Raw genomic sequence first — 26393 nt, forward strand, 5'->3', positions numbered from 1 at the left:
CAGTCTCGCTCAGTGCGGCTCGCCGACCAGGTCGAGCTTGTCCGGGTCGAACGTGTAGTGCGTGTTGCAAAACTCGCATGTCACCTTGATCACCCCGTCCTCCACCATGGACGAACGGTCGCCGTCGTCAAACTGCTCGAGCATCGTCTTGATGCGCTCAGTTGAGCAGTGACAGTCTGCACTCACGGTGAACGGGTCGAAGACGCGCACGTCCCGCTGGTGAAACAGGCGCAGGAGCAGCCGCTCGGCCGTGATGGCCGGGTCGACCAGCTCGTGGTCCTGCGTGCTTTGGGCGCGGGCGGACGCCTCCACCCACGCGTCGTCGTCCTCCCGCGTGTCGAGGATCGCGTCGTCCGGCGCGTCGCCGGGGGCAAGGTCCCGCACCACGATCCGGTCGCTCGCCTCCGGCAGGAACTGCACGGTGACGCCGCCGCCGCGCCAGGTGCGGCGCGGCTCCTCGCCGGGCTGACGTTCCAGCGTCTCGGCGACGGCGAGGCGGATCATCGTCGGGATCTGCTCCGACTGGGTGAAGTAGCTGAGCGCGACCTCTTCGAGGCTGTTGCCGTCCAGCGCGACGACGCCCTGATAGCGGCGCATGTTGGCGCGCGGGTCGACCGTCAGCGCGAGCGAGCCCTCGCCCACGATCTCCGGCAGCGTCGGAGAATCGGGGAGGGCGGCGATCGCCGCCTCGTCGAATTTCGCATAGCCGCGCAGGCTGTCCGGGCTCGTGAAGTCCGTGACGAGGAGGGACACCGGGCCGTTGGACTGGATCTGGAGGACGACGCGGCCCTCCAGCTTCAGCGCGGTCGCGAAGAGGACGTTGAGCACCACCGCCTCGCCGAGCAGGCGAGAGACGATGGGGGGATAGTCGTGCTTGCGAAGAATGGAATCGAGCGCAGGCCCGAGGCGCGCCACACGGCCGCGCACATCGAGCGCCTCGACGGCGAAGGGGAGGACGAGATCGTCGCTTCTGTGGTCCGCGTTCACGCGACGACTCCGCCGGGATGGTTGAAACTCTGCACGCGCTTCTCCGTAACAAAGGGTCGCGGCGCCGCGAAACGGCACCCGATCGTTGCATCCGAGAATGTCCCGAAAACCGACATATAGGCACTCGCGGCGCGATCGTCACCGCACGCGGATCGCGGGCCCGTCACACCCTGCCGACAGCCCCGCAGCGGCCCGGAGAGCGGCGTCTCGACCGGTGGGTTCGGCGAGGTCGGCCGCGGGGATGCGGCCTGCCTTGTCGGTAAAAAGAAGGCCGGGCGTGAACCCGGCCTCCGGCCTCTCTCAGCCGATGGCGCCGAAGCACCAGGCGAGGATCGCCTTCTGGGCGTGGACGCGATTCTCCGCCTCGTCGAACACCGCCGATTGCGGGCCGTCCATCACCTCGTCCGTCACCTCCTCGCCGCGGTGGGCGGGGAGGCAGTGGAGGAAGATCGCGTTCGGCGCGGCGGCCGCCATCAGCGCATTGTCGACGCGGAAGGGCGTCAGCAGTGTGCGGCGGCGGTCCTCGTCGATGTCGCCCATCGAGGTCCACGTGTCGGTGACGACGACGTCGGCGTCCTTCACGGCCTTCCACGGGTCGAGCCCGACCTCGAGTTTCGCCCCTTCGGCCTCGGCCGACGCGACGAGCGTCGCGGGGAGCTCCAGCTCGGACGGCGTCGCGATCTTGAGGCGGAAGTTCAGCCGCGTCGCCGCTTCGACGAAGGTGGCGGCGACGTTGTTGCCGTCCCCGACCCAGGCGACGGTGCGCTCGGAGATCGGGCCGAGGCGCTCCTCGATCGTCTGGATGTCGGCCATGATCTGGCACGGGTGCGAACGGCGGGTGAGGCCGTTGATGACCGGGATCGAGGCCTGGCGCGCGAACGTGACGAGCCCGTCATGGTCGAGCATCCGGATCATGATGGCGTCGACATAGCGCGACAGCACCGCGGCCGTGTCGCCGAGGCTCTCGCCGCGGCCGAGCTGCATCTCGCCGCCAGAGGCGACGATGGTGTCGCCGCCGAGCTCGCGCATCGCGAGGTCGAAGGAGAAGCGGGTGCGGGTCGAGACCTGCTCGAACAGCATGGCGAGCGTGTTGCCCGTCAGCATGTCCAGCCGGTCGCGCCCGGCCGCCTTCAGCCGGTGCGCCTCGTCCAGAATCGTTCTCAGCGTCGCAGGGGTCTGCGACGCGATATCCAGAAAATCCCGTTTGGTCATGCCGAGGCCGCCGCCTCCAGCGCCCGCTCCACGTCGCGCGCGGCCGATTCGAGACGGTGCGTGGCTTCCTTCAGCTCCTCATCGGTCACGGTGAGGGCCGGGAGGAGACGCGCGGTCGCTTCGCCGGCCGGCACGAGGAGAAGACCTTCCTGACGTGCCGCGGTGACGACATCGCCGATCGGCGCGGTGCACTTCACGCCGAGCATCAGGCCTTCGCCGCGAATCTCGGAGAAGACCTTCGGATGCGCGTCGACGACGCCGGCGAGGAGCTGCTTGGCGACGAGCCCCTTGCGCTTCACCTCGTCGAGGAAGCCCGGCGCCAGGACGACGTCGAGCACGGCGTTCGCCACCGTCACGGCGAGCGCGTTGCCGCCGAAGGTGGTGCCGTGCGTGCCGGCGACGATGCCGGAGGCCGCATCCTCGGTCGCAAGGCACGCGCCGATCGGGAAGCCGCCGCCGAGACCCTTCGCCGAGGCGAGGATATCCGGCGTGACGCCGAGGCTCTCATAGGCGAAGAGCGTGCCGAGACGGCCGAGACCGGTCTGTACCTCGTCGAAGACGAGCAAGAGGCCGTGCTTGTCGCACAGCGCCCGCAGGCCCTTCAGGACCTGCCGGTCCATGACGCGGATGCCGCCCTCGCCCTGGATCGGCTCGACCATGATGGCGGCCGTATCCGGCCCGATCGCCGCTTCGGCGGCCTTCAGGTCGTTGAACGGCACCTGATCGAACCCGGTGAGGGGCTCACCGAAGCCTTCCAGATATTTGGGCGAGCCGCCGGCCGCGATCGTGCCGAGCGTGCGGCCGTGGAAGGCGCCCTCGACGGTGATGATGCGGGTCCGGTTCGGCGCGCCCTTCACATAATGATAGCGGCGCGCGGCCTTGATCGCCGCCTCGTTCGCCTCGGCGCCCGAGTTGCAGAAGAAGACCCGGTCGGCGAAGGTCGCCGCGCACAGCCGCTCGGCGAGCCGCTCCTGCTCCGGAATCCGGTAGAGGTTGGACGTGTGCCAGACCTTGCCCGCGGCCTCCCGCAGCGTCTCGACGAGATGGGGATGGGCGTGCCCGAGCGCGGTCACCGCAATGCCGGCTCCCATGTCGAGATATCGTCGCCCGTCCGAACCCTCGAGCCACACGCCCTCCCCCTTCTCGAAGGAGATGTCGACGCGGTTGTAGTTCTTGAACAGGCTGTTGAGGGTCATTTCGGCGCCTTTCGCGCTTCTCCACATGAAACTTTTGATGTGGCGGGAACGAGCGGGCTTTCTTCCCGATGGTTGGGGAAAAAGCAAGGTTCGAGTCGTCCGTGAGTCCGAGGGCATAGACGGTGATTCGTCAAATCTCCTAGGATTCGCGTCAGCAAGGCACGATTTCGCGTGCCCCGCATACTCCTCACGGTTTGCCGCGCTTCCTGGCGCCGATCGTCGGCGTGCGGCTGTGGAGTCCCTGTGGATCGGCCGTGGACAAAGGGGGTTGCCCGATGAGCTGGACCGACGAGCGAATCGAAGTGCTGCGGAAACTCTGGGCGGAAGGCCATTCGGCCTCCCAGATCGCGACCACCCTTGGCGGCGTCAGCCGCAATGCGGTGATCGGCAAGATCCATCGACTGGGCCTGTCTGGGCGCGTCAAAACGCCGAAGGCCCGTCCGACGCGCCAGCGCACCGTCAGCGCGCCGGCGCCGTCCGTCCCGCCCCACGTCGCGCGGCCGAAGCCCGCCGGCGCGCAGCCGCGCGTCATGGCCGTCGGCTCGACCGTGGTGAAGGTGGTGGAGCGCGAGGCGCCGCCGATGATCGCCCCGCCCCAGCCCGAGCCGGTCGCGGAGGTCGTGCCGCTGCGCGGTGGGATCACGCTGCTCGATCTCGGACATTCCCATTGCCGCTGGCCGATCGGCGATCCGTCCGATCCGCGCTTCCATTTTTGCGGCGCGCGGACGACGCCGGGTGCCGTCTATTGCAATGCGCACGCTGATCTCGCGTTCCCGCAGCGCGTCGCCAAGAAGGGCAAGGACAGGCCGCACTGAGGCGGCCTCCCGTTCCCCCGGCTGCGACCGCCGGGCCCGCGCGCCTCAGCGCGCGAACTGGTCGTTGAAGGCGTAGCCGGCGCCGCGCACCGTGCGGATCGGGTCGCGGGCCTTGCCGCGGTTCATCGCCTTGCGCAGCCGGCCGATATGGACGTCGACGGTGCGCTCGTCGACATAGACGTCCCGTCCCCACACCCCGTCGAGAAGCTGCTCGCGCGAGAAGACGCGGCCGGGGGACTGCATCAGGAATTCCAGAAGGCGGAACTCGGTCGGGCCGAGATGGACCTCGCGCGTCGCGCGGCGGACGCGGTGCGTCGTTCGGTCGAGCTCGATATCGCCCGCGCGCAGCATCGAGGAGACCACCTCCGGCTTCGAGCGGCGCAGGATCGCCCGCACGCGCGCCATCAGCTCAGGCGTCGAGAACGGCTTCACGACATAATCGTCCGCGCCGGTCGCGAGGCCGCGGATGCGCTCCGTCTCCTCGCCGCGCGCGGTCAGCATGACGACCGGCAGGTGCTCGGACTGGGGCCGCGAGCGGATGCGGCGGCACAGCTCGATGCCGGAGAGGCCCGGCAGCATCCAGTCGAGAATCAGAAGGTCCGGGAGTTCTTCGAGGAGGCGCAGCTCGGCTTCGTCGCCGCGTCGGCAAGCCTCGACATCATATCCGTCGGCTTCGAGATTGTAGCGCAGGAGGAGAATGAGGGGTTCCTCATCCTCCACGATCATGACCCGTGGCACGATCAGGAACTCCTAGGGGGTTTGCTGGTGAAGTCGGCGGGCAGGTAGGCGGACGTGTCGGCCTTCACCCGTGCCTCGGCCGGCTGCTCGCCGGTGACGAGGTAGTGGATGTTCTCGGCGATGTTGGTCGCGTGGTCGCCGATGCGCTCGATGTTCTTCGCGCAGAACAGGAGGTGGGTGCAGAAGGTGATGTTCCGCGGGTCTTCCATCATGTAGGTCAGAAGCTCGCGGAAAATGGACGTGTAGATGGCGTCGACCTCGTCGTCGCGATTGCGCACTTCGAGGGCGGCGGAGAGGTCCTGGCTCGTGAACGCGTCGAGCACGGCCTTCAGCTGCTCGAGCGCGATGTCGGACATGTGCTCCACGCCGAGCGCCACGCGGGTCGGATGGATCCGCCCCTCGATCGCGAGGACGCGCTTGGCGTTGTTCTTCGCAAGGTCCCCGACCCGTTCGAGGTCGGAGGAGATGCGCAGCGCCGCCACGAGCTCGCGCAGCGGCTTGTCGACCGGACGGTGCGCCGCGATCAGATCGACCGCGTGCGCCTCGACCGTGCGCTGCATGGCGTCGAGACGCTGATCGGCGGCGATCACGGCGCGGGCGAGCTGGGTGTCGATCCGGGTCAGCGCGATCACGCTGTCCATCACGAGGCGCTCGGCGAGCCCGCCCATCTCTGCGATCTCACCGGCAAGACTCTGCAACTCACGCTGCCGGTCGCGAACACTATCCGTCACGGACGTCATCCTCCAGATTGTCCGTGCGCCTCGACGATACGATCAGCCGAAAACGCCGGTGATATAGTCCTTCGTCCGCTTCTCTTGCGGATCGTTGAAAATATTCTCAGTCGGGCCTTCCTCGACAAGATAGCCGAGGTGGAAATAGGCGGTGCGGTCGGACACGCGCTGCGCCTGGCTCATCGAGTGCGTCACGATGACGATCGTATAGTTTTCACGCAACTCGCGGATCAACTCTTCGACGCGGGCCGTGGCGATCGGGTCGAGCGCCGAGCACGGCTCGTCCATCAGGATGACTTCCGGGCTGACGGCGATCGCGCGGGCGATGCACAGGCGCTGCTGCTGGCCGCCGGAGAGGCCGGTGCCGGGCTCGTGCAGGCGGTCCTTCACCTCGTTCCAGAGGCCGGCCTTGGTGAGGCTGCTCTCGATGATCTCGTCGAGATCGGCCTTCGACTTCGACACGCCGTGGATGCGCGGGCCGTAGGCGATGTTCTCGTAGATCGACTTCGGGAACGGGTTCGGCTTCTGGAAGACCATGCCGACGCGGGCGCGCAGGAGCACCACGTCGAGGCTGTGGTCGTTGAGGTCGTCCCCCTCCATGTCGAGCGTGCCGACGACGCGGCAATTCTCGATGGTGTCGTTCATGCGGTTGAAGCAGCGCAGGAACGTGGACTTGCCGCAGCCCGACGGGCCGATGAAGGCGGTCACGGCACGGGCCGGGATGTCGATCGAGACGTGGTGGAGGGCCTGCTTCGCACCGTAGAAGACGGACACGTCCTGCGCGGCGATCTTGGTGTCGCGCGGCTGCGGGTCCGGGATCCGGATGGTCTCGTAGCGGGGCTCTTGGGGCGCATCCGCGTAGGCGACAGCACTCATGGGTCTATCCTTGTGCGTATTGGCCACTACCACCGCCGCTCGAAGCGGTGGCGCAGGACGATGGCGAGGGCATTCAGCGTAATCATGACGGCGAGCAGGACGATGATCGCCGCGGAGGTGCGCGCTTCGAAGAAGTTCCGCAGCTCGTTGCCCTGCCATAGATAGATCTGCACGGGCAGAGCGGAAGCCTGTTCCATCGGCGTGGACGGAACACTGGCGACGAAGGCGTTCATGCCGATGAGGAGCAGCGGCGCGGTCTCACCGAGAGCTTGCGCCACGCCGATGATCGCACCCGTCAGCATCCCCGGCACCGCCAGCGGCAGGGTGTGGTGGAACATCGCCTGGGTCGGCGAAGCGCCGACGCCGAGCGCGGCCTGGCGGATCGAGGGCGGCACGGCGCGCAGCGAGGCGCGCGAGGCGATGATGACGGTCGGCAGCGTCATCAGGGAGAGGACGAGGCCGCCGACGAGAGGCGCCGAGAGCGGCAGCCCCAGGAAGTTGATGAACACCGCCGCGCCGAGCAGACCGAACACGATCGAGGGGACCGCGGCGAGGTTGTTGATGTTGATCTCGATGAGGTCGGTGATCCGGTTCTTCGGGGCGAACTCCTCGAGGTAGATCGCCGCCATCACGCCGACCGGGACCGCGACCACGAGGACGATGAGCATCATCATGAGCGAGCCGACGATGGCGCCGAGGAGACCGGCCGTCGCGGGCGAGGAGCGCGAGTCGACATTGGTGAACAGCGAGGTCGAGAAGTCCATCCGGATCACGCCGCGCTCATAGAGCTCGTCCGACCATTGCTGCTGCAGCGCGGTGAGCTGCTGGTAGCGCTGGTCGAGCGTGCGGTCGATGTTGCCCTTCAGCCAGACGTCGACATTCGCGGCGGCGACGAGCGAGACCGGCACCGTCTTGCCGATGATGGTCGGATCGCTCTCCACCATGTCCCACAGCTTCACGCGTTCGCCGGAGGCGACCATGCCGCCCGCGTCGCGCGCATTGTCGCCGATCGCCGGGATCTGCTCGGCGAGGGCCGCCTGGATGAGGCGGTTCCAGTTCGCCGTGCGCAGCTTGCGCTGCCAGGAGATCAGCTCGGCGTGGAACTCCGCCGCGCTCTGGCCGGGGGCCTGCTCCGGCCGGGGCGGCAGGCGCAGGATGTCGGTGTCGAAGGTGACGTTGAGGTGCAGCGTCGCCTGCGTGAAGGCGGGGATGCCCTTCGCGAGGATCGAGCCGAACAGGATGCCGACGAGCGCAATGCCGAGGAGGATCGCGCCGAGGCCCACCGAGCGGAAGATGAATTCCGAGCGGTGGCGGCCGGCGAGACGCTGCTGGATGCGGGCGCGGGTCTCGATGATGGAGGGGCCGCCGGGAATGGCGGCGTCAGTGGACTGGATCGCCATCGGCCTACTCGTATTGCTCCCGGTATTTCTTGACGATGTAGATGGCCACCACGTTGAGGCAGAGCGTGATGACGAAGAGGGTCAGGCCCAGCGCGAAGGCGACGAGCGATTGCGGGCTCGCGAAGTCGGTGTCGCCGGTGAGCTGGTTCACGATGGTGACGGTGACGGTCGACACCGCCTCGAACGGGTTGCCGGTCAGGACCGGGCTGTTGCCGGCCGCGAGCACCACGATCATCGTCTCGCCCACCGCGCGGCTCACCGCGAGGAGGAAGGCGCCGACGATGCCCGGCAGCGCCGCCGGGAGGATGACCCTGCGGATCGTCTCGGACTGGGTCGCGCCGAGGCCGTAGGAGCCGTCACGCATCGCCTGCGGCACCTGGGTGATGATGTCGTCCGAGAGGGACGACACGAAGGGGATGATCATGATCCCCATCACGATGCCGGCGGTGAAGGCGCTGGTGGCGTTGATGTTGAGCCCGATCATGGCGCCCACCTGGTTCAGGAAGGGGCCGACCGTGACGAGCGCGAAGAAGCCGTAGACGATGGTCGGGATGCCGGCGAGCACCTCGAGGAGGGGCTTCGCGACGAAGCGGAATTTCCGGCCCGCATATTCGGACAGGTACACCGCCGCCATCAGGCCGATCGGCACCGCGACCGCCATCGCGATGACGGTGATCATCATCGTGCCGGCAAGGAGCGGCAGGAGGCCGAACTCGCCCTGGCCGCCGGTCCCGGTGGTCGAGAAGCGCGGGTTCCAGGTGGTGCCGAAGAAGAAGTCGATCGGGTGGACGAAGGTGAAGAAGCGGATCGCCTCGGACAGGACCGAGAGCACGATGCCGACCGTCGTCAGGATCGCGATCGCCGAGCAGGTGAGGAGGAGCACCTTGATCGCGATCTCGACCCGGTTGCGGGCGCGGAAGTTGGGGCTGATCCGGCGCTGGGCGAACACGAGGCCGGCGACCGCGGCCACCGCGGCGAGCGCGATGAGGGCGAGCCGCGCCATCATGTTGAAGGACTGGAGCGCCTCGGCGGCCTGCTGCTGGTAGGGCGCGACCTCGCCGACGATGCCGTAGCCGGAGGCGATGCTCTCGATGCTGCGCAGGATGCCCGGCAGCTCGCCCGTGTTGGCGAGCACGTCATCGGGCAGATAGGCGCGCACGACCGAGTCGGCGATCATCGGCTCGAAGAGGAGGTAGAGGATCAGGACGATGGCCGCGGGGATCGCGCACCACAGCATGACATAGAGGCCGTAATAGACGGGGCGGGAGTGCATCTTGGCACCCGTGCGGCCCGCCACATTGCGGCTGACCCGGACACCCCAGCTGTAGGCGAACCCAAGGGCGATCAGGAGGACGGCTATGACGATCAGTGTGTTCACTGAAGGCTCCGCGTGGTCGGAGTGAGGCGGCGACATTCGCCGTGGGCGGCATCGTCTGCGAAGGGGGATGGCCTCAGCGGCCGAAAGACCCGCCGTCGGTGACGGCGGGCCTCCGTAGAAGGGCGCGGGTGCCGAGGGCGCCGCGCGCGATGCGAGATCAGTTGGTCTCGACGGTCGTCTTGTTCTCGACCTTCTCGACCTGGGCCTGGCGCTCGTCGTCCGGGAGCGGGATCAGGCCGAGGGCCTCGAGCGGGGAGCCGGTGCCGGAAACGGCGTCGGAGAGGAAGTAGAGGGCGTAGTCTTCGATGCCCGGAATGACGCCCATGTGCTCGCCCTTCACGTAGAAGAAGAGCGGACGCGACACCGGATATTCGCCGGTCGCGATCGTGTCGAGCGAGGGCTCGACGCCGTCGATCGTGGCGACCTGGAGGCGGTCACGGTTCTGGTCGTAGAAGGAGAGACCGAACACGCCGACGGCGTTCGGCTGGGCGTCGAGACGGCCGAGCGTCTCGGTGTAGTCGCCGGCAACCTCGATGACGCGGCCGTCCTGGCGGAAGGTGATGCAAGCCGCCTTCTTGGCGTCGCCTTCGAGCGCTTCGATGACTTCGAAGGACTCGCAGCCCGGCGCGATCACCTTCTCTTCGAACACTTCACGGGTGCCGTGATTGGTGCCCGGGATCACGAGGGTGATGTCCTGGTCCGGGAGGCTGGAATCGATCTGGTTCCAGTTGGTGTAGGGGTTCGCGACGAGCTTGCCGTCCTGCGGAACTTCGGCGGCGATCGCCTGGAAGATCTGGGCCGGGGAAAGCTCGAAGTGGCCGCTCTCGATGTCGGACGCGAAGACGATGCCGTCATAGCCGACGCGGACTTCGATGATGTTCTTCACGCCGTTGGCGGCGCAGGCCTCGACCTCGGAGCCGCGGATCGGGCGCGAGGCGTTGGCGATGTCGATGGTGTTCTCGCCGACGCCAGCACAGAACTGGCGCAGGCCGCCCGACGAACCGCCGGAGCCGACGACCGGGGTCTTGAACTCGGGATAGGTGTTGCCGAATTCCTCGGCGACCACGGACGCGAACGGCAGAACCGTCGACGAGCCCGCGATCTGGATCGTGTCGCGCGACTGAGCGGCGGCGGCGGTGGCGGCAAGCGCACCGGCAGCGGCAAGCGCCGCGACGCTCGCGATGGAATTGAATTTCACTGGATTGCTCCCTCGGTTGGGGTCGTCTCTGCGCGACCGCGGCGAGGTCGTTCACCGCCGGATCGCTTGACCCCTCAAGTATGGGCTCTTCCAGAATGTCTTATGTCGGATCGATGAACTTTCCGCGACAGTCTAAGTCACTGAAAAAACGTGTGAATTAGACTTCTGCCTTCGGCGTCATTCCGCTCTCCAGCGGAATTCGCACCGCGAAGGTTGATCCGGCGCCCAATTCGGAGCGCACCGTGAGCCGTCCGCGATGGCGCGCGATGATGTGCTTCACGATCGCGAGGCCGAGCCCCGTCCCCTGCCGGGCGCGCGATTCCTCGACATCGACGCGGTAGAAGCGCTCGGTCAGCCGCGGGACGTGTTCGGGCGCGATGCCGCGGCCGAAATCCTCCACCGAGATCACCGCCATCGGCCCGCTCGGATTCGCTTCCGCGGCGACGCTGATGAGGACGCGCCCGCCATCGCCGCCATACTTGATCGCGTTCTCGACGAGATTGTCGATCACCTGGACGAGCTCGTCCGAATCGCCGCGCACCAGGATGGGGTCGGGCGAGATGGCGAGCTCCAGCGCGACGCTGTGGTCCTGCGCCATCGCGCGGATCATCTCGACCGCGTAGCGGACGGTCTCCGTGCAGTCGACGATGTCGGTCGGCCGCACATGGGCGCGCATCTCGATGCGGGAGAGGGAGAGGAGCGCGTCGGTGAGGCGCTTCATCCGGTCGGCCTGCTCGCGCATGATCGCGAGGAATTGCTCGCGCGCCTTCGGGTCGTCGCGGGCGGGGCCCTGGAGCGTCTCGATGAAGCCGGTCAGCGCGGCGAGCGGGGTGCGCAGCTCGTGGCTGGCGTTCGCGACGAAATCCTCGCGCATCCGGTCGAGCCGCTTCTGCTCGGTGAGGTCGCGCACGAAGAGGGCGATCGCGCGCTCGCCCTCGGAGGCGGCGAGGGTGCAGGCGGAGATGAACGCCTCGTACCAGCGCGTCGTCGGCACCTTTTCCGACCAGCTCACCCGCTCGGAAAGGCCGGTGCGGCCCACCTTCTCGACCGCGCGGATAAGGTCGGGGATGCGCAGCGCGAAGGAGATGGGGTTGCCGACCGTGAAGATGCCGAGCTGCTCGCGCGCAGCGGTGTTCGCCCAGAGGATCGTGCCCTCGTTCGACAGGATGATGCAGGCATCGGGCGAGACGTCGAGGATGGCGCGCGCATCGCTCGTGAGGGGGGAGGAGAGCTCCATCTCCTCGGCCGCCGCGCGGCCAGGCCGCCAGAAGGTCAGGCCCGCCGCTGCCGCGACGGCGAGGCCGGCCGTGGGATTCTCGATGACGAGCGCCGCGCAGAGGACACACCCGGCGACGGGCAAAGCGCTTAAGACGACGCGCTGAAGGGATCGCATGTTCGCTCCGTGACGCAACGCGTGTCCCCAGTTGACGGCAATTAAAACACGGAGACCTAACGCAAGCTTGACTTGAGGGAATATCCCTCGGGTCTAACTTGACCACTGATTGCGAAGATCGTGTGAAAGGCCCGCGAATGCAAATCCACCATAAACCTCGCTGGGCGCTGCCCGAGCGGGAGGTGACACCGGAGGCGGTCTTTCGGAACCGCCGGGCACTGCTGAAGGCCGCTGGCTTCGGCATCCTCGGCGCGGGGATCGCAGCGCCCGCACAGGCAGGCTTTTTCGACAATCTGCTCGGCGCGGGCGGGGCGAAGCCGGACGCGGAGGTCGACCCGACGGCCGATCTCTACCCGGCCCCGCGCAACGAGGCCTATCAGGTCATGCGCCCGCTGACCGACGAGAGCCTCGCCACGTCGTACAACAACTTCTACGAGTTCGGCACCAGCAAGCGGATCGCCGCCGAATCGCAGAAGCTCCCGATCCGGCCCTGGACCGTCACCTTCGACGGCATGGTCGAGGAGGAGAAGACGGTCGATATCGATTCGCTGATCCGCCAGATGACGCTGGAGGAGCGCGTCTACCGCCATCGCTGCGTCGAGACGTGGTCGATGGTCGTGCCGTGGACGGGCTTTCCGCTGGCCGACCTCGTCGCCTTCGCCAAGCCGACCTCGGGTGCGCGCTATATCCGGATGGAGACCTTCCTCAACCCGGACGTCGCCTCCGGCCAGCGCCAGAGCTGGTACCCCTGGCCCTATGTGGAGGGGGTGACGATGGAGGAGGCGATGAACCCGCTCGCCTTCATGGTGACCGGGCTCTACGGCAAGCCGATCGAGGAGCAGAACGGCGCGCCGCTGCGCATCGCGCTGCCGTGGAAATACGGTTTCAAGTCCGTCAAATCGATCGTGCGCTTCACCTTCACGGACAAGCAGCCGAGCTCGTTCTGGATGGATATCGCGCCGAGCGAGTACGGCTTCTGGGCGAACGTGAACCCGGAGGTGCCGCATCCGCGCTGGAGCCAGGCGATGGAGGAGCCGCTCGGCGGCAACGACCGCATCCCGACGCTTCTCTATAACGGCTACGCCGAGGAGGTGGCCGGCCTCTACAAGGATCTCGGCGACCAGAAGATCTTCTTCTGAGCCCCCGCGGCGCCGCCGCCATTTCAAGGCGGCGCCCAAGCCTGTATCCTGCCGGCTGATTCGGCGGATGGGATGATGGCATGAACCGCGACGCGCCGGAGGGCGCCAAACGGTGCTAGCGGCCTGGGCAGTGACGGCGGCGGCGTGCGCGCTGGCCGCCGCGTTCATCGTGAAGGCGCGCCTTGCGATCGGCGCCGCGCATCGCTCCGAGGAGAGCTGCGCGGCGGTGGCCTCGCGCGCCGCGCTCGCGTCACGCGCGATGGAGCGCGGGGCGAGCGGCGCGGTGCGCGTCAGCCCGACGGGCGAGCGCATCACGTGCGGCGCGGTCCCGCAGCCGCTCCTCGCCGCGCTCGACCAGTGCGACGCCCCCGCGAGCGAGCTCGACAAGGCCGTCGCGCGCCTCCTCTCCACCGGCGCGACCTTCCGCCAGCGCATCGCCGGCGCCAATGGCGGCGCGATGGTGATCGGCACGCTCGATGGCGGCTACCCGACCCTCTTCGTGGAGCCCACCGCCCATTTCGAGCCGGGCGCGGCGTTGGAGGGGATCGCCGGCATCATCGAGGGCCTCCTCGCGCGCGTGCCGCACGCGGCCTGGGTCGCGACGGAGACGGGCGAGACGATGTGGGCGAACCCCGCCTACACGCGCGCGGTGGAGCGCGGCGCCGGGGCCGATCCCGCGCTCGGCCCCCTCCCGCTCCTTGATGCCAACGCCTCGGCCCAGCTCCTCGCGGCGAGCAAGGGCGGCGTCGCGCACGAGCGGGTGCAGACCGTCGTCGCGGGCGAGCGGCGCATCCTCGACGTGACGGCCGACCACCGCGACACCTCCCTCGCCGCGCTCGCGATCGACGTGACGGACGCGACGCTCGCCATCACCAACCAGGCGCGCGCACTGGAGAGCCACGCGGCGACGCTCGACCGGCTCGCCACCGCGATCGCGATCTACGGCTCTGACCGCCGCCTCACCTTCCACAATGCCGCCTTCCAGACGCTGTGGGCGCTGCCGCCGGCCTTCCTGGAGCAGTCGCCGCCGGAGGAGCGCGTCCTCGACCGCCTGCGCGCCGAGCGGCGCCTGCCCGAGACCGCCGACTTCAAGTCGTGGAAGCGCGAACAGCTGAAGGGTTACGAGACGCGCGAGGGGTTCGAGCGCTGGTGGCACTTGCCCGACGGGCAGACGCTGCGCGTCATCGCCAATCCGGGGGCGGACGGCGGCGTCACCTATATCTACGAGAACGTCACCGAGCAGCTCGCGCTCGAGCGCAACTATAACGCCCTCTCCCGCGTCCAGGCCGAGACGATCGACAGCCTCGGCGAGGGGATCGCGACCTTCGGGCCCGACGGCCTCCTGCGCCTCGCGAACCCGGCCTTCTGGCTCGTCACCTCCACGCCGCCGGCGGACGTGGGCGAGCACGTCCGCGATCTCGCCGCCAGCGCCCCGGACGACGAGCGGGAGATGTGGGACGCCCTCATCGAGCGCGTCACCGGGATGACCGACCACCGCATCAATGTCAGCGGCCGGCTGGAGCGCACCAGCGGGCAGGTGCTCGACTACGCCTTCTCGCCGCTGCCGGACGGGTCCACCCTCGCGACCTTCGCCGACGTCACCGACAGCGTGAACATCGCCCGCGCGCTCGTCGACCGGAACAACGCCCTCGTCGAGGCGGACCGGCTGAAGAACGCCTTCATCGAGCACGTCTCCTACGAGCTGCGCTCGCCGCTGAACACGATCATCGGCTTCACCCAGCTCCTCGCGCGGCCGGAGACGGGCGACCTCACCGACCGCCAGCGCGAGTACGCCAATTACATCTCCGCCTCGTCCGAGGCGCTCCTCGTCATCATCGACGGCATCCTCGACCTTGCCACCATCGATGCCGGCATCATGGAGCTGAATGTCGAGCCGGTGGACATCGCCGACACGGTCCGCCAGGTCCTCGACGGGCTGAAGGACAGGGTTGCGGAGGGCGCCATCGACATTCGCATCGACATCGCCGATGACGCGAAGGTCTTCGATGCCGACCCGCTGCGGGTGCGCCAGGTGCTCTTCAATCTCGTCTCCAACGCCATCTCCCACTCGCCGCCGGGCGGCGCGGTGGTCGTCGCCTCCCAGCGCGACGGGACCTTCGTCGCCGTCTCCGTGCGCGACCACGGCCCCGGCATCGCCGAGGACAAGGCCGAGGCGGTGTTCGAGCGCTTCCACACGACGGGTGCGCAGGGCAGGCGCGGCGGGGTCGGTCTCGGCCTGTCGCTCGTGCGCAGCTTCGTCGAGCTTCATGGCGGGTCCGTCTCGGTCGCGCCGGTCGACGGGGCGGGGGCCGAGCTGGTGGTCCGCTTCCCGCTGACCGCCGACTCGGGCGCGGTGGCCGATCGCGCACCGGTGCAGCGAGCTGCGTGAGCACCGTCCGGATCGACATTCGCGACGAAGCCGCGATGGCCGCCCTCGGCGGGTCCATCGCCCGCGTGCTGCGGCCGGGCGACCGGGTCGCCCTCGTCGGCGATCTCGGGGCGGGGAAGACCACCCTCTCGCGGGCGATCCTGCGCGCGATCGCCGAGGATCCGGCGCTCGAAGTGCCGAGCCCGACCTTCACCCTGGTGCAGGACTACGATCTGAGGCTTGCGGTGAGGCACGTCGACCTCTACCGCGTGTCCGGCGATGATGAGCTTGTCGAGCTCGGCCTCGGCGAAGGTGACGCCGTCGAGCTCGTGGAATGGCCCCGCGAGGCGATGCCCATCACCGTCGAGATCGGTTTTGGCGACGCGGACGAGGCCCGGAGAGTGACGATCGAGGCTCCTTCCACCTTCACGGATGCGCTGGCGCGGCAGGACGTGCTCGCCGCCTTCCTCGACAAGGCCGGCTGGGGCGCGGCCGAACGGACCGTGCTGAAGGCCGACGCCTCGACGCGGCGCTATGAGCGTCTCTTCCGCGGCGAGGAGCGGGCCGTCCTCATGGACGCGCCGTCCTTCGTGCCGCCGCCCGATTCCTACCCGGTGCGCGCCCGCCTCGCGGACGGCAACATGGGCGCCTTCCTCGCCGTCGGCGCCCTCCTCGCCGCGCGCGGGCTGACGGTGCCGCGCACGCTGGCGGTCGACGCCGAGGCCGGCTGCCTCCTCCAGGAGGATCTCGGCGACGAGAAGATCGCGGTGGACGGGGTGATGGTCGCCGAGCGCTACCGCGCCGCGGCGGACGCGATCGCGGCCTTCCATCAGGCCCCGCCGCCCGCGATCCTGCCCGGCCCACCCGCCTACACCCCGCCGCGCTTCGACGCGGACCTTGCGGCCGTCGAGGTCGCGCTCTTCCCCGAATGGTATCTGCGCGCGCCGATCGATCCGGAGTTCGCGGCCCTCTGGCGCGCGGCGATCGAGGGGATCGGCCACGCCGACGATCACCTCGCGCTCCGCGACGTCCACTCGCCGAACCTCCTCTGGCTCCCCGAGCGCGAGGGCGTCCACAAGATCGGCTGGATCGACTATCAGGACGCCCTCTTCGCGCCGAGCGTCTACGACGTGGTCTCGCTGACGCAGGACGCCCGCGTCGACGTGCCGGACGAGATCGAGGCCGAGCTTGTCGCGCGCTACCTCGCCGCCCGGCCGGGCCTCGACGTCACTGCCTGGCGTCGCGCCTATCACATCGTCGGCGCCGAGCGGGCGACGCGCATTCTCGGCGTCTTCCGCCGCCTCAACGACCGTGACGGCAAGCCCCAATATCTCGCGCACCTGCCCCGGCTGAAGCGGCAGCTCGCGAAGAATCTTCGTGCCGAACCGGCCCTTGAGCCGCTAAAGGCTTGGTTCGCACGCCATACCACCATTCTCAGCGAGGTCTCGTGAGCGCCACTGGACTGTCGGCCATGGTGCTCGCCGCAGGGCGGGGCACCCGGATGCGCCCCCTCACCGCCATGACGCCGAAACCCTTGATCGAGGTCGCCGGTAAGGCCCTGATCGACCATGTGTTCGACCGGCTCGACGCGGTGGATGTCCGCCGCATCGTGGTCAACGTCCACTATCTCGCCGACCTCATCGAGGTGCATGTGCGCCGCCGCGCCGGGGACCGGGTGCTGATCTCGGACGAGCGCAAGGCCGCGCTCGACACCGGCGGCGGCATCGTCAAGGCGCTCCCCATCCTCGGCGACGCGCCCTTCGTGGTGGCGAACTCCGACACCTTCTGGATCGAGGGGGCGAGCGCCAACCTCCCCCGCCTCCTCTCCGCCTTCGACCCCGACAAGATGGACGCCCTCCTCCTCCTCGCGCCGACGGTCGGCGCCGTGGGCTATGACGGGTCGGGCGATTTCGAGCTCTCGACCGACGGGCGCCTCAAATGGCGCCGTGAGCGGACGGTCGCGCCCTTTGTCTATGCCGGCTGCGCGGTGATGTCGCCGTCGGTCTTCGACGGGGCGCCCGAGGGCAAGTTCCCGCTCACCACGATCTTCAACCGGCTGATCCAGGAGGGGCGGCTCCACGGCCTCCGGCTCGACGGACTCTGGCTGCATGTCGGCACGCCGGGCGCGATCCGCGAGGCGGAACGGGCTTATTTCGCCAGCGCGGCATGAGGGTCTACTCGGTCGATCCGAGTGACCCCTTCCTCGCGACGCTCGCCGCGCGCATCTGCGACGGGACGCTGTGGCCGGGCGGCACCGTGCCCGACGACCCGCTGGCCCTCGCCGACGTCACCATCTACCTGCCGACCCGCCGCGCCGCACGCGCCCTCGCGACGGCCTTCCTCGAGGCCGCCGGCGGCGGCGCCACCGCGCTTCCGCGCATCGAGGCGCTCGGCGACGCCGAGGACGAGGCGGTCGAGAGCGGCGCCGTCATGGACATCCTTGAGGCGCGCGTCGTCCTCGCACGGTTGATCCGCGCCTGGGCCGGGGCGCTCGAAGAGGCGGAGGAGGCGGAGCCCGACGGGCGCGTGCTCGTCCCGTCCTCCGGCGCCGACTCGGTGCGCCTCGCCGACGATCTCATCGCGCTGATGGACCAGGTGGAGACGCAGGAGGTCGACTGGGCGGACCTGCCGGGCCTCGTGGAGCGCGCCGACCTCGCCGAGCACTGGCAGATCACCACCCGCTTCCTCACGATCGCGACCGAGGCCTGGCCCGACCATCTCACCGCCACCGGCCGCATCAGCGCCGCGACGGCGCGCCGCCTCGAGGCCGAGGCGGCCGCGCTGCGGGTCGCGCACGCGAGGGGGCCGATCATCGTCGCGGGCTCCACCGGCTCGATGCCGGCGACGCGCCGCCTCATCCGCGCGATCGCCGAGAGCCCCTGGGGGGCCGTGGTGCTGCCGGGCTTCGATCGCGCGGCGAGCGCGGCGGACTGGACGGGGCTCGTCGATGCGGCCGACGCGCCCGGCCATCCCCAGTTCGGCATGCACCAGCTCGTCGAGGCGCTCGGCCTCGCGCCGGCGGACGTCGCACGCCTCTCCGCCCCGCGCCCCTCCGGCGTCCATCCGGCGCGCACGGCGGTGCTGTCGGCCGCGCTCCGGCCGGCGCCCGCGACGGGCGCTTGGCTCGCGGACCGCGCCGCGACGGACCTTTCGGCCGGGCTCGAGAATGTCGCCCTCGTCGAGGCGGCGGACGAGCGGGAGGAGGCGCAGGCGATCGCCGTCGCGATGCGCCAGTCGGTGGAGCGCGGCGAGACGGTGGCGCTCATCACGCCCCATCGCACGCTCGCCCGCCGCGTGCGCCACGCGCTGACCCGCTGGGAGATCGCGGTCGACGATTCGGCCGGCGAGCCCGCGACCGGGACCTCGGCCGGCATCCTCGCTCGGCTGATCGCGGCGGTGGCCTTCTCGGGCGGGGCGGCCGAATGGCTCGCCCTCCTCAAGCATCCGGCGGCGACCTTCTCCGTCGACCCGGCCGAGATGCGCGCCGGGATCCTCGCCATCGAGAAGATGTTCCGCGGCCCGCGCCTCGCGCCTGGCAAGGTGTTCGCGGCGATGAAGGCGAAGGGGGAGGCGGCCGACCGCGTCGCCGGACCCATCGCCGAGGCGCTGGCGCCCCTCATCGCGCTCCGCGGCACGTCGCGGACCGTCGGCGCCCTCGCCCGCGCCCACCGCACGGCGCTCGCCCGCGTTGCGCCCGACGCCGTCGCGAGCCCCGACCTTTCCGCCATCGTCGCCGCGCTCGAAGGCCTCTCGGCGCGCACCGAGCTCGCCATCCCGGCCGGGGACTGGCCGTCCACCTTCGAGGCGCTCCTCTCGGGGATCGTCGTGCGCGGCGCGCCGCGCGAGGACGCGGTGCGCATTCTCGGTCCGCTGGAGGCGCGCCTCCAGGCGTTCGACCACGCGATCCTCGGCGGCCTCAACGAGGGCACCTGGCCCGCTCTGCCGGATGCGGGGCCGTGGATGTCGCGCGGGATGATGAGCGCGTTCGGCATCGACCTGCCGGAGCGCCGGATCGGCCTCTCGGCGCATGATTTCGTGATGGCCGCGCACCAGAAGCGGGTGACGCTGACGCGGGCGCGCAAGGCGGGGGACGGCCCGTCCGTCCCGTCCCGCTGGTGGCTGCGGCTCGCCGCCTTCGCGGGCGAGGCGATCGAGGTGGCGCGCGAGCGGGGGCGGGCGCTCGTCCGCCTCGCCGCCGCCTTGGAGGCGCGGGACGCGATGCCCCCCGCGCCGCGTCCGGAGCCGCGCCCGCCGCTCGCGGCCCGTCCGAAGGTGCTGCGCGTGACCGAAGTCGCGCGGCTCGTGCGCGATCCCTACGCGATCTACGCGCGCCGCGTGCTGGACCTATCCCCGCTCGACCCGCTGGAGGCCGATCCCGGCGCGGGCGATCGCGGCGAGATCATCCACGACGTGCTCGCCCATTTCATCCGCGACCGCCTGCAGACCGTGCCGGACGCCGTCGCCCGCTTCCACGCCCTCGTCGACGACGCGCTGAAATCGCTGGAGAACGCGCCGGACGCGCAGGCCCTCTGGGGCGCGCGCTTCAAGTACATCGCCGACAAGGTGGTCGCGATCGAGGCCGAGCGCGCGCCCTCGGTCGCCGGATCGCTCGTCGAGATCGCCGCCGAGACGACGCTCGCGAACGGGGTCGTCCTGCGCGGCCGGATCGACCGGATCGACCGGATGCGCGACGGCAGCCTCGCCCTCATCGACTACAAGTCCGGCAAGGCCCCTACCGCGAAGCAGGTAACGACCTTTTTCGAGCCGCAACTCCCGCTGGAGGCCGCGCTCCTGCGCGCCGGGGCGGTCGCCGACATCGATCCCGCCGAGCCCATCCGGGACCTTTCCTATGTGGAGCTTGGCGCGGGGAGGGTGCCGGTCGCCTGGAAGGGCATCGCCGCCGACGATGCCGAGACGCTGGCCGCAGACACGCTCGCCGAATTGATGGCCCTCCTCGCCCGCTATGACGATCCGGCGATGGGCTACCTCTCGCGGGCGCGGCCGAAGGAGGAGCTCGTCATCGACGGCGACTATGACCACCTCGCGAGGACGGGCGAATGGCAGAACAGCTGATCGTTCCGCCCGAGGCGGACGCCGCGCAGCGCCGCTCCTCCGACCCCGGTGCGTCCGTCTGGGTCTCGGCGAATGCCGGGGCGGGGAAGACCTACGTGCTCGCCCAGCGCGTCGTGCGGCTGCTCCTCGCTGGCGTCGCGCCGCGCTCGATCCTCTGCCTCACTTACACCAACGCCGCCGCGGCGGAGATGGCGCAGCGCGTCTTCGCCGAACTCGCCCGCCTCTCGACGCTTCCGGACGCGGCGCTCGCCGAGCGGGTTGCGGTGCTGGCGCCGGAGGCGGACCCCGCGATCGCGATGGCGCGGGCGCGCACCCTCTTCGCCGAGGCGCTCGAGACGCCGGGCGGACTGAAGGTGCAGACGCTCCATGCCTTCGCCGCCGCCCTGCTGCGCCGCTTCCCGCTGGAGGCGAACATCTCCGGCTCCTTCCAGGTGCTCGACGACGGCACGCGCGAGGAACTGACCGACCGCGCGATCGCCACCGTCCTCGCCAAGGGCGCCACCGAGCCGGACGGCCCCATCGCCGCCGCGATCGAGGCGCTGCTGCCGCACATCTCCGACGGCGGCCTCTCGGGCGCGCTGCGGGCCGTGCTCGCCGAACGCCAGCACCTCGCCCCCTGGCTGCGCACCGGAACGGGCACAGCGCGCCTCACCGCCGACCTCGAAGCCGCGCTCGGCATCGCCGACGGGGACGAGACGCCCTGCGCCTGGGGCGCCGATTTCTGCCGCGAGCTTCTCGACTTCCTGACGCTCGGCGGTCACTCGCGCGACACGGCCGAACGTCTCGCCAGCGCGCTCGGCTGCGAGGAGCCGGCCCAGCGCGAGCTCTTCTGGGCGCAGATCTTCCTGAAGGACGATGGCGCGCCCCGTGCCGCGAGCCGCGTCGTGACGAAACCCGTCCGGCAGCGCTTTCCCGCCCTCGATGAGATGATCGAGGCCGAGCAGGCGCGCCTCGCGGCCTGGCAGGAGCGGCAGAAGGCGCGGAACGCGATCGCGGCGACCGTGCCCCTCGTCCAGCTCGCCTGGCAGGTGCTCGGCGTGCTGGAGGCCGAGAAGCGGCGGCGCGGCCTCATCGACTATGACGACCAGATCGAGCGGGCGATGAACCTCGTGCGCGCCGGTTCGGCCGCCGCCTGGGTGCGCTTCAAGCTCGACGAGGGCGTCGACCACGTGATGGTCGACGAGGCGCAGGACACCTCCCCGCCGCAATGGCAGATGGTCGAGGCGCTGACGGAGGAGTTCTTCGCCGGCCACGGTGCGCGCGAGGCCCACCGCACGCTCTTCGTCGTCGGCGACGAGAAACAGTCGATCTACTCGTTCCAGGGCGCCGCGCCCGATCTCTTCGCAAAGATGCGTGATGCCTATGGCGGAAGCGCCGCTGCCGCAGGCATTCCCTTTCACGCCGTCGACCTCGCGCATTCGATGCGCTCCTCGCCTGAGGTGCTGTCGGCGGTCGACCGCGTCTTCCGCATGGACGCGCTGGCCGCCTCGGTGCGGGCCGCGGCGGGGAGCGTGCGGCACATTCCGGTGCGCTCGCGGGTGGGCGGTGTCGATGTCTGGCCGCTCTTCAGCGACACCCAGTCGGAGCAGCCGAAGGAATGGTACCTCCCCTTCGACCATGCGCCGGAGAATGCGGGCATGGTGAAGCTCGTGCGCGCGATCGCCGACCAGATCGAGGCGTGGTGCGCGGTCGGTCCTGATGGCGGGGCGCCGATCAAGCCGGGTGACGTGATGATCCTCGCTCGCAAGCGCGCCCCGTTCGCGACGCTGATGAACCGCGAACTGAAGCGCCGGGGCATTCCGACGGCGGGCTCCGACCGGCTCGACGTCACCGCCCACATCGCGGTGCAGGACATGCTGGCGCTCGCCCGCGCGCTCGTGACTCCGGACGATCTGTCGCTCGCCGCCGTGCTGAAGAGCCCGCTCTTCGGCTTCGGCGAGGAGGACCTGTTCGCCGTCGCCCACGGGCGCGAGGGCACGCTTCTTGCCGCGCTCGCGGCGGGCGACGCCCGCGCCGTCGCCGCGCACGCGACGCTCCTGCGCTGGGGGCGCGCGGCGCGGCGGGAGCGCCCGTTCGATTTCCTGGCGTCCATCCTGATCGGCGAGGGCCGGCGCGCCGATTTCGCCGCCCGGATGGGGAGCGAGGCGGAGGATGCGCTCGACGCGCTCCTCGACCTCGCGCTGGAGCACGAGGGGCGGGGCATCCCCTCGCTGGAGACCTTCCTCCTGCGCCTCTCCAAGACGCGGCAGGAGCTGCGCCGCGCCGCCGAGGGGAAGGGAGTCGCGGTGCGCGTGATGACCGTCCACGGCTCGAAGGGGCTCGAGGCGCCGGTGGTGTTCCTCGCCGATGTCGGGTCCAGCGTCATCCAGCGCCAGACAGGCGGGACGACCGTGGTCCTCCCCATCCCCGAACGCCCGGAGCCCGCCGGGTCGGACCAGTACGCCCTTCCGCTCGACGAGCCGCCCGCCAGGAAGGCCGCCGACGCCGTGCTCTTCGCCCCGACCAAGGCACACCGGCCGGCGCTGGTGGAAGTGGAGATGGCCCAGTCGGAGGTCGCCGAGCGGGCCGAGCATCACCGCCTCCTCTATGTCGGGATGACGCGGGCGGAGCGGCATCTCGTCATCTGCGGCGCCTACCGCTCGCTGCGGCCTGCGGCGGGCATGTGGCACGAGATCGTGACCGATGCGCTGGGCGCGGAGGCGGAGACGATCGAGACCGAGGCCGGGCCGGTCCTGCGCTGGCGCCACCCCGACGCCACGCCCACCCAAGCCGCTGCCGCCGAGGAGGACGCGCCGCCGCGCCCGCCGGAGCCGTTGCCCGCCTGGCTCGGCGCGCCGGCCCCGCACATCCGCCTCGCCCCCGAGCCGCTCGCCCCCTCGGCGGGCGAGCACGAGATCGCCGCCGCGCCCGCCCTCGTGGAGCGGCGTCCGCTCGCCGCGGCCGAGTTCGGCACGATCCTCCACGTCCTCCTGGAGCGCGAGGGGGAGAGCGAGGCCGAAATGGCGGCGCGCGTCGCGGCGAGCTTCCCCGACCTCCTGCCGGGCGCGGCGGCGGCGATCGTTGCCGAGGCGCGCGCGGCGCTGGCGCTCGACATGCTGGGCGAGGGGACGGTGCGGCGCGAGGTCGACGTCACCGGCGACGTGCGCCTGCCCGACGGAAGCGTCCGCCGGGTGACCGGACGTATCGACCGATTGCAATTCAGCCATGACAAGGTGTTGATTGTCGACTTCAAAACCGACCGCGCTGTCCCGGAGCGGGCCGAATGGGCGCCCGAGGGCTACCGGCTTCAACTCGCCATTTACCGTGCTCTCGTGGTGGCGATGTGTCCCGGACGACGCGTTTCGGCCGGAATCGTCTGGACGGCGGGCCCGCGATTCATGGATCTCGACGGGGTTCTGCCTGTCGTCGAGGTCGTCACCGGCACCGCTGCTGCTTGACGCTGTGCCGGGCCGTCCATACGTACCATTCAACTTTTCCGACACAGTAAAAGGTGAGGCATGTCCCCCTCCACCGTTACGGACGCGTCCTTCAACGACGACGTCATCAACTCCGCCGAGCCCGTGGTCGTCGACTTCTGGGCCGAGTGGTGCGGTCCCTGCAAAATGATTGCGCCCGCCCTCGAGGAAATCGCCAACGAGATGGAAGGCAAGGTGAAGATCGCCAAGCTGAACGTTGACGAGAATCAGAGCGTCGCCATGAAGTACGGCGTACGCTCGATCCCGACGCTCATCATGTTCAAGAATGGTGAGCCGACGTCGACCCAGGTTGGGGCCGCCCCGAAGGGCAAGCTCGTCGACTGGATCAATTCGTCCATCTAACCGCAGGGGCGGCTATGGCAGACGACAACAAGACGGGCGCGTCCAAGGACGCGCACGCCCAAGAAAGCTTGGTTCCCGAAGCCGAAGAGATCATGGGCGGCGCCGCGAACGACCGTGCGGCACAGGATTCAGCGCCCGACGCGTTCGGGGCCGCAATGGAAGAATTGCGGCGCGAGAGCGACGAGATGCGCCAGCAGATGCTGCGCGCCCTCGCCGAGGCGGAGAATGTGCGCCGGCGTGCGCAGCGTGACGTGACGGACGCACGGCAATATGCCGTGACGAGCTTTGCACGTGACCTGCTGACCGTTGCGGACAATTTCCAGCGCGCCCTGCAGAGCGTTGAGGGCATGGCGTCCGAGGGCCTCTCGCCCGAGGTGCAGAGCCTGCTCGACGGGGTGCGGATGACCGACCGCGAGCTCAAGCAGGTGTTCGAGCGTCACGGCGTGACGGTCGTCGACCCGACCGGCCAGCGCTTCGATCCGAACAAGCATCAGGCGATGTACGAGATCGAGAATCCGGACGTGCCGTCCGGCACCGTCCTGCAGGTGATGCAGGCGGGCTCGATGATCGGCGATCGCGTGCTGCGTCCGGCGATGGTCGGGGTCTCGAAGGGCGGTCCGAAGCCCGGCGAGGCGCCGAAGGAGGCCCCCGAGGCCGAGCAGCCGTCGGAGGAGAAATCCGACGGAGGCGCGGCCTGAGGAAGCCCAAGGCGGTCCTCCTCCTCGAAGGACCGCTCTCGCCCCTCTACCGCCGCATCGCGGCGAATCTGGAGGCGGCGGGGATCTCCACGCACCGGATCAATCTGTGCCCAGGCGACCGTGTCGCCTGGGGTTTTCGTCGTGGCACATCCTTTCGCGGCCGCAAGGCGGACTGGCCGGCCTTCGTCGGCGCGTTCATGGAGAAGCACGGCATCGACGCGGTGCTGATGCATTCCGAGCGCCGGCCCTATCACCTCGAAGCGGCCGCGGAGGCGCGGCGGCGCGGGATCGACGTGCTCGTCACCGAGCTCGGCTATCTGCGGCCGGACTGGATGACGCTGGAGGTCAACGGCAACTCCGTCGATTCCCTCTTCCCGACCGATCCCGACGCGATCCGCGCGATCGCGGCCGGCGCGCCTGAGGTCGAGACGGGCGTCCTCTACCCGCGTGAGGCGGGGCTAGAGACGGTGGACGACCTCTCGAACAGCCTGCCGAACGTCTTCCTCTGGTTCCTCTACCCGCATTATCGCGCGCACGGGCTCTATCACCCGTTCGTCGCCTACGCCCGTTTCCTCTGGCGCGAGGGGCACAAGGGCGCGCGCGACGCGGCCGCGCAGGAGGTGCGGGACCGGCTGAAGCCGCCCTTCTTCCTCTTCGCGATGCAGACCGACACGGATTTCCAGATCCGTGCGAACTCCCAGCTTGAAAACATGGCCGAGGCGCTCGGCGAGGTGTTCGCGTCCTTCGCGGCGCACGCCCCCCCGGACGCGCGGCTCGTCGTCAAGAAGCATCCGGGCGATCTCGGCCCGGTCGACTGGGACGCGACGGTGCCGGCGATCGCCATGGTGGCGGGCATCGGCGACCGGGTGGATTTCGTCGACGGGCTCGGCATGGACCGCTGGTGCGCGGACGCGGCGGGCCTCGTGACCGTCAACTCCAGCGCGGCGCTCGACGCCCTCGCGGCCGGGCTTCCGACCTTCGCGATGTCCCCGGCGATCTACGACGTGCCGGGCCTCACCTTCCAGGGCACGCTCGACGCCTTCTGGCGCGAGGCGACCCCGCCCGACCCGGACCTCTTCCGCGATTTCCGCAAGGCGCTCGTCGCCGCGATCCAGGTGCGCGGCACGATCTATTCGCGCGCCGGCACGGTCCGCGCGGCCGAGGAGATGGCGGCGCGGATCGCGGCCGGGACCGTCGGCCATCCGGGCGCCACCGAGGGGCCGCCGCCGCGCTACGGGCGCGCCCGCGCGCTCGGGATCCGCTGACGGGCGAGGGGCGGCCGGAGAGGGCGCGTCCCGCAAAGGTGGATGTCGCCGGAAGATCCGCTGGCGTGGCCACGCGGCAGCCGCTACTCGTCAGTCGGATATCGGAGG

General features: G+C 69.8%; 20 protein-coding genes. 10 read left to right on the forward strand and 10 right to left on the reverse strand.

The annotated features are described in order from the left end of the window. Positions 1–9: 9 nt before the first annotated feature. From DBV35_RS19465 to DBV35_RS19475, 3 genes are all read right to left on the reverse strand, one after another. Positions 10–987 carry an Hsp33 family molecular chaperone gene (locus tag DBV35_RS19465; RefSeq protein ID WP_108662050.1) on the reverse strand — a complete coding sequence of 326 codons (978 nt, stop codon included), beginning with the start codon at positions 985–987 and terminating at the stop codon, positions 10–12. A gap of 300 nt (positions 988–1287) precedes the next feature. Then, positions 1288–2199, reverse strand: a complete 912-nt coding sequence (gene argF, locus DBV35_RS19470; protein ID WP_108662051.1) for an ornithine carbamoyltransferase — start codon at positions 2197–2199, stop codon at positions 1288–1290. Beyond that, positions 2196–3395 (reverse strand): aspartate aminotransferase family protein, encoded by a 1200-nt coding sequence (locus DBV35_RS19475; protein WP_108662052.1) that lies wholly within the window; start codon positions 3393–3395, stop codon positions 2196–2198. Before DBV35_RS19475 ends, argF begins: the two co-directional genes overlap by 4 nt. A 194-nt stretch (positions 3396–3589) precedes the next feature. Between DBV35_RS19475 and DBV35_RS19480 the strand changes: the two genes are divergently transcribed. After that, a complete protein-coding gene (locus tag DBV35_RS19480) occupies positions 3590–4210 on the forward strand; it encodes a GcrA family cell cycle regulator (RefSeq protein ID WP_342752388.1) in 621 nt (206 codons plus the stop codon). 45 nt (positions 4211–4255) lie between these two features. Here DBV35_RS19480 and phoB read toward each other — a convergent pair whose 3' ends face one another. The 7 genes from phoB to DBV35_RS19515 all read right to left on the reverse strand — a co-directional run bounded on the left by phoB (position 4256) and on the right by DBV35_RS19515 (position 11924). Beyond that, positions 4256–4948, reverse strand: a complete 693-nt coding sequence (gene phoB, locus DBV35_RS19485; RefSeq protein WP_108662054.1) for a phosphate regulon transcriptional regulator PhoB — start codon at positions 4946–4948, stop codon at positions 4256–4258. 2 nt (positions 4949–4950) lie between these two features. After that, positions 4951–5679, reverse strand: coding sequence for a phosphate signaling complex protein PhoU (gene phoU, locus DBV35_RS19490; protein WP_425428493.1), 729 nt, complete (start codon positions 5677–5679; stop codon positions 4951–4953). A gap of 42 nt (positions 5680–5721) precedes the next feature. After that, positions 5722–6555 (reverse strand): phosphate ABC transporter ATP-binding protein PstB, encoded by an 834-nt coding sequence (gene pstB, locus DBV35_RS19495; RefSeq protein WP_108662056.1) that lies wholly within the window; start codon positions 6553–6555, stop codon positions 5722–5724. 26 nt (positions 6556–6581) lie between these two features. Further along, positions 6582–7955, reverse strand: coding sequence for a phosphate ABC transporter permease PstA (gene pstA, locus DBV35_RS19500; protein WP_108662057.1), 1374 nt, complete (start codon positions 7953–7955; stop codon positions 6582–6584). Between the two features lie 4 nt (positions 7956–7959). Continuing rightward, on the reverse strand, positions 7960–9333 hold the full coding sequence (gene pstC / locus DBV35_RS19505) for a phosphate ABC transporter permease subunit PstC (protein WP_245944005.1): 1374 nt from the start codon (positions 9331–9333) through the stop codon (positions 7960–7962). Positions 9334–9490: 157 nt separating this feature from the next. Beyond that, positions 9491–10531, reverse strand: coding sequence for a substrate-binding domain-containing protein (locus DBV35_RS19510; protein ID WP_108662059.1), 1041 nt, complete (start codon positions 10529–10531; stop codon positions 9491–9493). A gap of 157 nt (positions 10532–10688) precedes the next feature. Then, on the reverse strand, positions 10689–11924 hold the full coding sequence (locus DBV35_RS19515; protein ID WP_108662060.1) for an ATP-binding protein: 1236 nt from the start codon (positions 11922–11924) through the stop codon (positions 10689–10691). 137 nt (positions 11925–12061) lie between these two features. Here DBV35_RS19515 and msrP point away from each other — a divergent pair, with 137 nt between their 5' ends. The 9 genes from msrP to DBV35_RS19560 all read left to right on the forward strand — a co-directional run bounded on the left by msrP (position 12062) and on the right by DBV35_RS19560 (position 26285). Continuing rightward, positions 12062–13063, forward strand: a complete 1002-nt coding sequence (gene msrP / locus DBV35_RS19520) for a protein-methionine-sulfoxide reductase catalytic subunit MsrP (RefSeq protein ID WP_108662061.1) — start codon at positions 12062–12064, stop codon at positions 13061–13063. A 112-nt stretch (positions 13064–13175) separates the two neighbouring features. Then, positions 13176–15452 carry a sensor histidine kinase gene (locus tag DBV35_RS19525; protein WP_157961863.1) on the forward strand — a complete coding sequence of 759 codons (2277 nt, stop codon included), beginning with the start codon at positions 13176–13178 and terminating at the stop codon, positions 15450–15452. Beyond that, positions 15449–16882, forward strand: a complete 1434-nt coding sequence (gene tsaE / locus DBV35_RS19530) for a tRNA (adenosine(37)-N6)-threonylcarbamoyltransferase complex ATPase subunit type 1 TsaE (protein ID WP_108662063.1) — start codon at positions 15449–15451, stop codon at positions 16880–16882. The genes DBV35_RS19525 and tsaE overlap by 4 nt, the downstream gene beginning before the upstream one ends. A gap of 20 nt (positions 16883–16902) precedes the next feature. Then, positions 16903–17601 (forward strand): nucleotidyltransferase family protein, encoded by a 699-nt coding sequence (locus DBV35_RS19535; protein WP_108662064.1) that lies wholly within the window; start codon positions 16903–16905, stop codon positions 17599–17601. Beyond that, on the forward strand, positions 17598–20504 hold the full coding sequence (addB, locus tag DBV35_RS19540; RefSeq protein WP_108662065.1) for a double-strand break repair protein AddB: 2907 nt from the start codon (positions 17598–17600) through the stop codon (positions 20502–20504). The genes DBV35_RS19535 and addB overlap by 4 nt, the downstream gene beginning before the upstream one ends. Continuing rightward, positions 20489–23941 carry a double-strand break repair helicase AddA gene (gene addA / locus DBV35_RS19545; protein ID WP_108662066.1) on the forward strand — a complete coding sequence of 1151 codons (3453 nt, stop codon included), beginning with the start codon at positions 20489–20491 and terminating at the stop codon, positions 23939–23941. Before addB ends, addA begins: the two co-directional genes overlap by 16 nt. A gap of 60 nt (positions 23942–24001) precedes the next feature. After that, complete coding sequence (gene trxA / locus DBV35_RS19550) at positions 24002–24322, forward strand: thioredoxin (RefSeq protein WP_108662067.1); 321 nt, start codon at positions 24002–24004, stop codon at positions 24320–24322. 14 nt (positions 24323–24336) lie between these two features. After that, positions 24337–25020, forward strand: a complete 684-nt coding sequence (grpE, locus tag DBV35_RS19555) for a nucleotide exchange factor GrpE (protein WP_108662068.1) — start codon at positions 24337–24339, stop codon at positions 25018–25020. A 197-nt stretch (positions 25021–25217) separates the two neighbouring features. Then, on the forward strand, positions 25218–26285 hold the full coding sequence (locus tag DBV35_RS19560; RefSeq protein WP_108662069.1) for a capsular biosynthesis protein: 1068 nt from the start codon (positions 25218–25220) through the stop codon (positions 26283–26285). Positions 26286–26393 lie beyond the last annotated feature (108 nt).

Source organism: Acuticoccus kandeliae (genome assembly GCF_003073115.1).